This window comes from Bacillus sp. FG16, from assembly GCF_057809515.1.
In genome coordinates, this window is record NZ_JBMDKC010000154.1 from 1 (window position 1) to 8,518 (window position 8,518).

Annotated in this window: 11 protein-coding genes and 1 pseudogene; 10 read left to right on the top strand and 2 right to left on the bottom strand. The window is 34.0% G+C overall.

Annotated elements, in window-relative coordinates; genetic code table 11:
- Positions 1 to 384: 384 nt before the first annotated feature.
- Together ACODS7_RS29855 and ACODS7_RS29860 are read left to right on the top strand one after the other, a co-directional pair.
- Positions 385 to 660, top strand: a complete 276-nt coding sequence (locus ACODS7_RS29855; protein ID WP_000660066.1) for an ArsR/SmtB family transcription factor — start codon at positions 385 to 387, stop codon at positions 658 to 660.
- A 94-nt stretch (positions 661 to 754) separates the two neighbouring features.
- Positions 755 to 910, top strand: coding sequence for a hypothetical protein (locus tag ACODS7_RS29860; RefSeq protein ID WP_176545363.1), 156 nt, complete (start codon positions 755 to 757; stop codon positions 908 to 910).
- Between the two features lie 193 nt (positions 911 to 1,103).
- Here the strand turns inward: ACODS7_RS29860 and ACODS7_RS29865 are convergent, their stop codons facing one another.
- Entirely contained in the window at positions 1,104 to 1,427 is a 324-nt protein-coding gene (locus ACODS7_RS29865) for a winged helix-turn-helix transcriptional regulator (protein WP_016080831.1), read from the bottom strand.
- A gap of 124 nt (positions 1,428 to 1,551) precedes the next feature.
- On the opposite strand from ACODS7_RS29865, the gene ACODS7_RS29870 reads away from it, so the two are divergent.
- The 6 genes from ACODS7_RS29870 to ACODS7_RS29895 all read left to right on the top strand — a co-directional run bounded on the left by ACODS7_RS29870 (position 1,552) and on the right by ACODS7_RS29895 (position 7,129).
- Positions 1,552 to 2,085, top strand: a complete 534-nt coding sequence (locus ACODS7_RS29870) for an NAD(P)H-dependent oxidoreductase (protein ID WP_016080832.1) — start codon at positions 1,552 to 1,554, stop codon at positions 2,083 to 2,085.
- A 143-nt stretch (positions 2,086 to 2,228) separates the two neighbouring features.
- The gene (locus ACODS7_RS29875; protein WP_080681835.1) at positions 2,229 to 3,722 is read left to right on the top strand and encodes a class I adenylate-forming enzyme family protein; all 1,494 of its coding nucleotides are present in this window, start codon (positions 2,229 to 2,231) and stop codon (positions 3,720 to 3,722) included.
- A 228-nt stretch (positions 3,723 to 3,950) separates the two neighbouring features.
- On the top strand, positions 3,951 to 4,526 hold the full coding sequence (locus ACODS7_RS29880) for a DJ-1/PfpI family protein (RefSeq protein ID WP_029442882.1): 576 nt from the start codon (positions 3,951 to 3,953) through the stop codon (positions 4,524 to 4,526).
- Positions 4,527 to 4,834: 308 nt separating this feature from the next.
- The gene (locus tag ACODS7_RS29885) at positions 4,835 to 5,398 is read left to right on the top strand and encodes a GNAT family N-acetyltransferase (RefSeq protein WP_029442881.1); all 564 of its coding nucleotides are present in this window, start codon (positions 4,835 to 4,837) and stop codon (positions 5,396 to 5,398) included.
- Between the two features lie 43 nt (positions 5,399 to 5,441).
- Positions 5,442 to 6,218: a GNAT family N-acetyltransferase gene (locus ACODS7_RS29890; protein WP_029442880.1), complete on the top strand. Its 777-nt coding sequence runs from the start codon at positions 5,442 to 5,444 to the stop codon at positions 6,216 to 6,218.
- Between the two features lie 11 nt (positions 6,219 to 6,229).
- Positions 6,230 to 7,129 carry a PhzF family phenazine biosynthesis isomerase gene (locus ACODS7_RS29895; protein WP_050844340.1) on the top strand — a complete coding sequence of 300 codons (900 nt, stop codon included), beginning with the start codon at positions 6,230 to 6,232 and terminating at the stop codon, positions 7,127 to 7,129.
- 33 nt (positions 7,130 to 7,162) lie between these two features.
- On the opposite strand, the gene ACODS7_RS29900 is transcribed toward ACODS7_RS29895, so the two are convergent.
- Complete coding sequence (locus tag ACODS7_RS29900) at positions 7,163 to 7,372, bottom strand: hypothetical protein (RefSeq protein WP_001992924.1); 210 nt, start codon at positions 7,370 to 7,372, stop codon at positions 7,163 to 7,165.
- A gap of 83 nt (positions 7,373 to 7,455) precedes the next feature.
- Here ACODS7_RS29900 and ACODS7_RS29905 point away from each other — a divergent pair, with 83 nt between their 5' ends.
- On the top strand, positions 7,456 to 8,205 hold the full coding sequence (locus tag ACODS7_RS29905) for a Nif3-like dinuclear metal center hexameric protein (RefSeq protein WP_029442878.1): 750 nt from the start codon (positions 7,456 to 7,458) through the stop codon (positions 8,203 to 8,205).
- Between the two features lie 120 nt (positions 8,206 to 8,325).
- Positions 8,326 to 8,466, top strand: a pseudogene (locus tag ACODS7_RS29910) (aminoglycoside phosphotransferase family protein); the annotation flags it as partial.
- Between the last annotated feature and the right edge of the window lie 52 nt (positions 8,467 to 8,518).

The window sequence follows — 8,518 nt, forward strand, 5'->3', positions numbered from 1 at the left end:
GAAGAGGATCTCAACAGGGAAATAACGGAAACGAGCAAGGGAACAATGGAAGAGGATCCCAGAAAGAAAATGATGGAAACGAGCAAGGGAACAACGGTAGGGGGTCTCAACAAGAAAATAGAGGCCACCAGCAAGGGAATGAAAAGAAGAATCAATAGAATCTGGAAGTGAGAGATTCATTTCAAAGCTAAAAGGATGTATCTCGCTATTTGCCGGGCAGTAAGACCTCCATCTCAAAATTCAGCGGAAGCAAAGAAGTTAGGTGGGGGTCGGGCTGATTAAAGTTTTTTTATATTTTTTTAAAATGACGGACACAAAAACGCATATACCTTCGAATTATATATATGGATAACATAAATATGTATATAAAAGGGGAGAAATAAGATGAAAGAAAAAAAAGAAATGTTTCAAGAAATCGCTGAGGTGTTAAAGGTATTGGCGCATCCGGTTCGTCTATCTTTAGTAAAAATAATGCTTGCAAAAGGCCCTACTAATGTAACAACAATGTATGGGGATTTACAAATGCCTCAAAGTACAATTAGTCAACATTTATCTAAACTAAAAGCTGCTAAAATGGTTACAGGTACTCGGAAAGGATTAGAAATTTATTATGAGGTAACGGACAATCGTACAAAATCAATATTAGCATGTTTAGTTTAAATAATGACTTCTATTTCAAAATAAAAAACGCTATTCTTTTCTATAATTTTACAGAGAGAATAGCGTTTTTTACTTTTAAGGAGTATCTTTTTATATGCTTATAGAATGGAGTGAAAGGTTTATGGGTTTAAATGTAGCTACTATTACCTTAGGTTCTAATGCGTCTAATAATGAAAAAATTCTTGGTTTAGGGGTGCTTCTTTATAGCTTACGTACAATTGAGATTAGAAAAAGTAGAGCGAGCGTTTAATGAGGCGGAAGTAGTGTTTATATGCGAAACTTTATAGAAATCTCATTTTTCTAATTGTATCTTTTTAGATTGATGGATGTGGGGTCACGTCCATCAATCTAAGAAAACAAGTTAGCTAAAAAATGATGAAAATAAACTTTATAAAAATAAAAAATATGAACGTAGAGGATTAAACAAAGTATATAGTGCTTTTTTAGTCATGTAATCTTTTAATCTGATGATCTTTTCCCCATTCAAACAGATCATTCATTATTTGCATTAAAGATTTTCCGTATTCACTTAGTGTGTACTCAACCTTTGGTGGTACTTCTTGATATACGGTACGATAGATAATCCCATCAGCTTCAAGTTGCCGAAGTTGTTGTGTAAGAACCTTTTGTGTAATGTTTGGGATTTCTCGTTTAATTTCATTTGTTCGCATTTTTCCATCCGACAAAATACATAAAATATGAACTTTCCATTTTCCACCGATTACATCGAGTGTTGTTGCAATTGGACAATTATCATTTTGATTCATATAACACCTCCAAAGGTACTTCAAGGTTCCTATAGTACCTGAAAGTACGTACTTTTCAATTATATGTAACTCATTCATACTAATACGTAAAGGATTGATTAATTTATAAAGGGGCTGGAAAATGATGAGAACACTTGTAATTGTAGCACACCCTCATATTGAAAAATCAAAAATTAATAAAAGATGGATAGAAGAACTTGAGAAACATTCAGATGAAATTACGGTGCATGAATTATATAAGGTGGCACCGAATTGGGAGTTTAATATTGAAGAAGAGCAAAAGTTATTAGTAGAGCATGACAGATATATATTTCAATTTCCGCTTTACTGGTACAGCACACCACCATTATTAAAAAAGTGGTTCGATGATGTATTAACATATGGATTTGCATACGGATCACAAGGAGATAAAGTAAAGGGGAAAGAATTTGGTGTAGCTATTTCTATAGGTGGATTAGAAAAAGACTATGAAAATAGTGGGATTACAATGGATGAGTTGACGAAACCATTCCAAGCTACATGCTTATATACGGGTATGGAATTTATGCCTTCCTTTTATTTATATGGTGCAGAATATAAACTAAGTGATGAAGAGATTGATAAAAGTGCACCTGAGTATGTGCAATATGTGATGAACAAGAAGTATTCTAATATATAATGAAAAATAGCCATTTACTTCACAAGTAAATGGCTATTTTATATTCTTCTTATATTCACTAAGTGTAATCTTTAGTAAATTAATAGTTAATCTGGTAAAATAAAAACCCTAACATATATAAAGGGGAGTTTTACTTGAGAACGATGCGACAATTATTACAAAAGAGAGCAATGCAATCACCAAATTTGGAAGCGCTTGTAGGGGGAAAGAAAAGATATTCGTTTCAGCAATATAATGAACGAGTAAATCAGCTTGCACAATATTTGTTACATAATGGTGTGCAAAGAGGAGAGCGTATAGGAATACTATGCAAAAATAATCACCCATTTCCAAGCGTTATGATGGCATGTCTAAAAATTGGAGCGGTATTTATTCCGCTAAATCATCAGCTTACTGTTTATGAATTAGAAACGATTGTAAAAGAAGCGAAATTAAAAGTGTTAGTTATTGATGAAGAATTTAGTGAAGTATTATTAAAGATTGATGCTGTAAAAGAAATCCCTTATGTAATTCAAACGACAAAAGAAGGCTTTGGTTCATTTGAATTAGAGTTGCAAAAACAGCCAACGACAGAACCGAACGTAGAAGTTCATGAAGAAGACGATGCCATTTACTTATTTACTTCAGGAACGACTGGACAGGCGAAAGCATGTGTAATTGGACATAAAAACTTGCATCATTATTTTGCTGAAATTGCGGGCCAAAGAGAAATTCCAGCAGGTGAACGCTTTTTATCTGTGCATCCATTGTTCCATATGAGTGGCGTGCTTTCTATTTTAAATTGTATTTATCATGGCGTTACGATGATTTTCTTAGCTGATTCGAATCCTACTCTTATTTGGGATAAGATTGAAGAAGAGAAAATTACTACGATGCTTGCGTTCCCAGCTGTTTATAGTTACATGCTTGATGAATTAAATAAAAAAGAACGTAACATTTCAACCTTTAAAGTAGCACAAAGCGGTGGTACAAAAGTGCCAGAAACACTCATTCAAAAATATATGGAAAAAGGAATATATATGGTGCAAGGTTATGGTAGTACAGAAGGTTGGGTTGTAACCTCATGGCATCCAATGATGGGAAAAGAAAAGATGTCTTCTGTAGGAAAGACTTTGAAAAATGTAGAGGTGAAAATTGTTCATCCGGAAACAGGACATGAACTAACAACAAATGAAGTTGGAGAGATTCATGTGAAAAGTCCATACATGTTTAAAGGGTATTGGAATAATGAAAAGGCGACAAAGAAGGTAGTAAAAGATAACTGGTTTAACATGGGTGATGCTGGCATGATAGATGATGATGGATTCCTGCATATTATGGGAAGATATAAAGACGTTATCATACGCGGTGGTGACAACGTATATCCAGATCAAGTAGAAGATGTCATTCATGAAATACATGGTGTTTTAGAAGTTGCAGTAGTTGGAGTTCCAGATGACTTTTGGGGAGAAGTTCCAAGAGCTTACATTGTGAAGGATGACGAAACAACATTAACAGAAGAAAGTATTACTCAGTATTGTAAGGAGAAATTAGCCAGTTACAAAATACCAGAAGTGGTATTCATAGATGAGTTACCGAAAAATGCTTTAGGAAAAGTGTTGAAGAGGGAATTACGAGATGTAGTTCTTGTGAAATAGAAAATTATGAAACGATAGAGAACCCAGTTATGTATAAAGCATGACTGGGTTTTTGTTAATGTTTCTGTTAGTGGAGAGTATAAACGTTTTTGTTTTTTTGATGCAATTTTTTAGCTTGGTAACGCTCGAACGATATTCGGCTATTAGGCAATTTAAACCTCGCTACCTCCACTTGAAATTGTTATAATTAAAATGTTTTTAATATTTCAATAATTGGGAGGCTAGAGAATGAAAATTGCGATAGTCTGTTTCGATAACTTTACTGATATAGATGTTTTTTTACCATGGGATTTATTAAATCGTGTACGTTTAGTTGGCGGTATTTCTGATTGGAATGTCCAGCTATTAGGAACGGAAAAAACTCATATATCCATGTCTGGCTTACGTATCCCCATGACAGGAAGCATATCTGATATACCTTCCGCTGACGCAGTAATATTTGCAAGTGGCAAGGGGGTCCAAGGTTTATATCAAAATCAAGAATATCTTAATAGCATTCATGTAGATCTTCAAAGACAATTAATAGGCTCTATGTGCTCTGGTTCACTACTACTAGGAGCTAAAAAATTGTTAACTGGCAAAAAAGCAACTACATATCCATCTGTAGTAGAACAACTTAAAGAATTTGATGTAGACGTTATTGAACAAAGATTCGTAAACGAAGGGAATATCTCGACTGCCGCAGGTTGTTTTGCTGCTCAAGACCTCTCAGCTTGGATTATAAGAACCTTGATTAATGAAGAAATGGTTGACACTGTGCTTGAAACTGTTCAGCCAGTGGGCAAAGGTTTATATTTTAAATAATCAAGTTAGAAATAGATAATCTGACTTGATTATTTAAAATGACGTTTTTGTACAATTTTTTCATTAGTGAATCCAAGTAATTCTCCTAAGGAGGGCGACCGTCACATCGTTATCAAGCCGAGGGTTTGGAATTACCTCAAAATGAAAAATTTCCCCTTATACAGTTAATTATAGAATTCGACTTATTTTTTTCGTATTGGGGAACTACTAATTTCTTAAGTTGATGGGCATAAGGTTTGTTACTAGATTTTGTATTTCGTGTAAGATAACAAAGAATATTCAATCACTTACTGGAGGAAGAGATGTAAATGAAGCTACCGTTATTAGAAGTAGAGACGGATAGACTCATTATCCGTCCATTTCAAAAAGATGATTACGAAAGTTGGTTAGATGGATTTAATAAGAGACTGCCATCGCAGTATAAATATGACAATGGCTATCAAGTTATGGCATCACCAACAAAAGAATGGTTCACGGAATGGATTAGAGGGTTTGATGAAGCAGCACATCGAGATGAGATGTATGTATTAGGTATTTTTCGTAAAGAAGATGGGGCTAATATTGGAAAGCTAGAGCTAATAAAAATTTTACGTATGGATTATCAGTGGGCAATGATGGGCTACTCTATTCATAATCAATATTGGAAAAATGGATATGGGGTAGAAAGTGTAAACGCTACGTTATCGTTATTTTTTAATAGCCTTAATTTTCATAGAATCGAATTACATATACATGTTGATAATGAGCCATCAGTGCGTCTTGCGGAAAGCGCAGGCTTTTCATTTGAATGCAAGAGAGAGGCATTTTCATTAGAGAATGGTAAGTGGATGGATTTTCTTATTTATTTTAAAAATAAGGAGATGAGTATATGAGAGTGGTTATTACGGATAGAAATTGTAGATTGGAGGTGAAGTGGTGAAGTACGATCTTACAGTCATTAAAAACTTATTTGGTCCTTCTAAAAAAGTATTAAATGGCTTACCAAATGCAGTGACAATTGAAGAAATAGAAGAAGATGTTTTGTATAACGTACAAACATATAAAGAAAAGATAAGTAGATTTGAAGAGGTTTGTTTTAATTGGGAGTTAAAAAGAGCAAGTATTGTCTTAAACAAAAGGTTTAGTAGTTATAACACAAGTGCAAAAGTCTTACTTGATGCGGGTTTTTCTTTACATGCAGCAAAGATAGAAGTGTGTAGGGAGTTAAACAATGTAGAGATGGTTGAAAAACAATATACATATCGATCAATAGCAGAAGGAACGTTATCGGAAAAAGAATTTAAATATATTTGGGAACAATGTATGTCGGGTTCAGGGAATCAAACTTCAATTTTAACTATCGATGAACATTTTTATTCCGTGCAAACAGAGTTAGGTAAGGGTTGGGAAAAGTCATGTATTGTTTTTTATGATAAAACTGGGTCAATTGGTATGTCCATACCACATATAGAAACTGGAACAGAAAGTGAAGGACGATTATTTTACTTTGGAGTAATGCCTTATTATCGCGGGAAAGGAGTTGCTTCTCATATGCATCTTCAATCTTTACATATGTTAAAGGAAATGGGGGCTACTTATTACATCGGAAGCACGCATACTTCAAATGAAAAGATGCAGAGGATATTTTGGAGAAATAATTGTTCGATGAAAACGGAGACAGAGCTTTATTATAAAATTTTTAAAGTAGATTAGGAGAAAAGAAAATGAAGACTATAAACGTATTTCATTACGACGCATTTACGAATAAACCAAATAAGGGAAATCCAGCAGGTATTGTATTAGATGCAGATGGATTAACGGAAGAGGAAATGCAGCGTATTGCTGAAAAAATTGGATTTAACGAAACAACTTTTGTTCTTTCTTCAGAAGTAGCACATATAAAAATGCGCTATTTTACACCTGGTTTTGAAATGGATTTATGTGGTCATGGGACGGTAGGGACGATATATGCCTTGCACGAAAAAGGTTTATTAGAAGAGAAAAGTAACCTTACGATTGAAACGAAGGCTGGGATTTTACCGATACAAATACGTGTAAATGAAAATGGAGAAACCTTTATTAAAATGAGACAGGCAGCACCTCAGTTTAAAGAGTTTACAGGTTCAAAAGAAGAATTAGCTCATAGTATTGGTTTAGAAGTAAATGATTTAGATGTAAGTTTACCGATTGTATATGGAAGTACGGGAAATTGGACTGTAATTGTACCGATTAAAAATCTTAATGCATGTGAGAGAATGAAACCTAATAATGCTGCATTTCCATCAGTATTAAAAGAAATACCTAATGCTTCTATTCACCCAATTTGTCTAGAAACTTATGATGAACTAGCACAAATGCACGGCCGTCATTTTTCATCAGCTTACGCTGGGACGATTGAAGATCCAGTGACAGGAACAGCTTCAGGTGTAATGGGAGCGTATTATGCGGAGTATTTAGAGAAAGATTTTGAACATGAATTGGATTTAATCGTTGAGCAAGGACAGGAAATAAATAAAGATGGTCGTGTAACCGTTTATGTAACGAAAGGGATAGAAAACGAAAAGTTACAAATAGATATCGCTGGAACAGCGGTGTATGTGAAAGAGTTTGAAGTTTCAATATAAAAAAAGAAAGCCCGGCATACATCCGGACTTTCACTATCTGTTCAATACTTCAATATACGAAGCATCTCCAGTTGTTCTTAAAGCAGAGCGAAAATTGTTATTTTCTAGCGTTTTAGCGACTTGTTGTAATTGCTGTGCATCATCATGATGGATAAGTAAGCTGTCAGCACCGCTTTCTTCTATATGAATGTGTTCAACATTTCCAATGGCATCATGTATAGCTTTTAAAAATTCAGGTTTCATGGTGTCCTCCTATATGTATGTAACGTTTTTATTTAGTATTTCCTTATTTTTGAAATATAAAAGTAAATGAAAGGAGAAATAAAATGAATATAAAGCAGTTTAACGAACATATAACATCACTATTTGGAGAGCATCTTCATAAATACGGTGATGATGAATATGGTTTTACTCATAGAAGTAAAGATGAATTTCACAAAATCGGTTACACAACAAATTTAACGTTAGAAACTATTGAAGAAGCGTATAGAAATGGAGTCGATATGATAGTTACACATCATGCGCCGTGGAGTTTTTTATTTGGTATGGAAGAGGCTTGTATTGAGAAATTGAAGCAATATGAAATGAATCATTTTTGGGTTCATTTACCGTTAGATTTTGTAAAGTTTGGCACGTGTACATCGTTATTTAACGGAATTGGGATAGATACAATACTGGAATATTCCACGTATGAGGAAGAAGAACTACCGGGAATAGGAGAATATAAAGAAGCGATTCCTTTTTCAAACTTAGTTGGAAAACTTGAAGAAAAAATGGAAGAGAAAGTGAAGAGCTGGAGAAATCACGATAAACCAGTAAAACGGATTGCGATTTTAACCGGTGCAGGAAACAATACAAATTTGATTGAACGTGCATTAGAAAAAGGGTGTGACACGTACATAACAGGTGAAAAAACATTATATACAGTTCAACATGCGAAATTTAAAGGGATTAATTTAATTGTAGGCAGTCATACGTTTACAGAAGTGTTTGGTGTAGAAAGTTTGGCTCATAAATTACAAGACATAGACCCTGCAATAGAAATTATTAGAGTATATGAAGAGCATTTAGAGTGATAAAATCACGTTATCATAAATGGGATATTGAAGAAAGCCATTGTAATAAAATAAAATTGTTGTTTGTTATATTAGGATGGTTGGGAGGATTTTCCTTGCGTTTGTCAAATAATAGTAAAGTTGTCTTTTGAATTAAGGGAATCTTCCGAATTAAAGGGTGAGAGAATGGACATTTCAATAATCACTGCACAACTAGTTAAGGAAAAAGTTATTTCACATTATCCAAATAGCGTAAAAGCATTAAACGGGGGTACGACAACATGCCCATCAACTTAAGCCTTTTTACTACCCCCAAGTACAAAAAAACGTTATT

Coding starts and splice junctions, on each gene's coding strand:
- ACODS7_RS29855 (WP_000660066.1), top strand. CDS start 385: ATGAAAGAAAAAAAAGAAATGTTTCAAGAAATCGCTGAGGTGTTAAAG.
- ACODS7_RS29860 (WP_176545363.1), top strand. CDS start 755: ATGCTTATAGAATGGAGTGAAAGGTTTATGGGTTTAAATGTAGCTACT.
- ACODS7_RS29865 (WP_016080831.1), bottom strand. CDS start 1,427: ATGAATCAAAATGATAATTGTCCAATTGCAACAACACTCGATGTAATC.
- ACODS7_RS29870 (WP_016080832.1), top strand. CDS start 1,552: ATGAGAACACTTGTAATTGTAGCACACCCTCATATTGAAAAATCAAAA.
- ACODS7_RS29875 (WP_080681835.1), top strand. CDS start 2,229: ATGCGACAATTATTACAAAAGAGAGCAATGCAATCACCAAATTTGGAA.
- ACODS7_RS29880 (WP_029442882.1), top strand. CDS start 3,951: ATGAAAATTGCGATAGTCTGTTTCGATAACTTTACTGATATAGATGTT.
- ACODS7_RS29885 (WP_029442881.1), top strand. CDS start 4,835: ATGAAGCTACCGTTATTAGAAGTAGAGACGGATAGACTCATTATCCGT.
- ACODS7_RS29895 (WP_050844340.1), top strand. CDS start 6,230: ATGAAGACTATAAACGTATTTCATTACGACGCATTTACGAATAAACCA.
- ACODS7_RS29900 (WP_001992924.1), bottom strand. CDS start 7,372: ATGAAACCTGAATTTTTAAAAGCTATACATGATGCCATTGGAAATGTT.
- ACODS7_RS29905 (WP_029442878.1), top strand. CDS start 7,456: ATGAATATAAAGCAGTTTAACGAACATATAACATCACTATTTGGAGAG.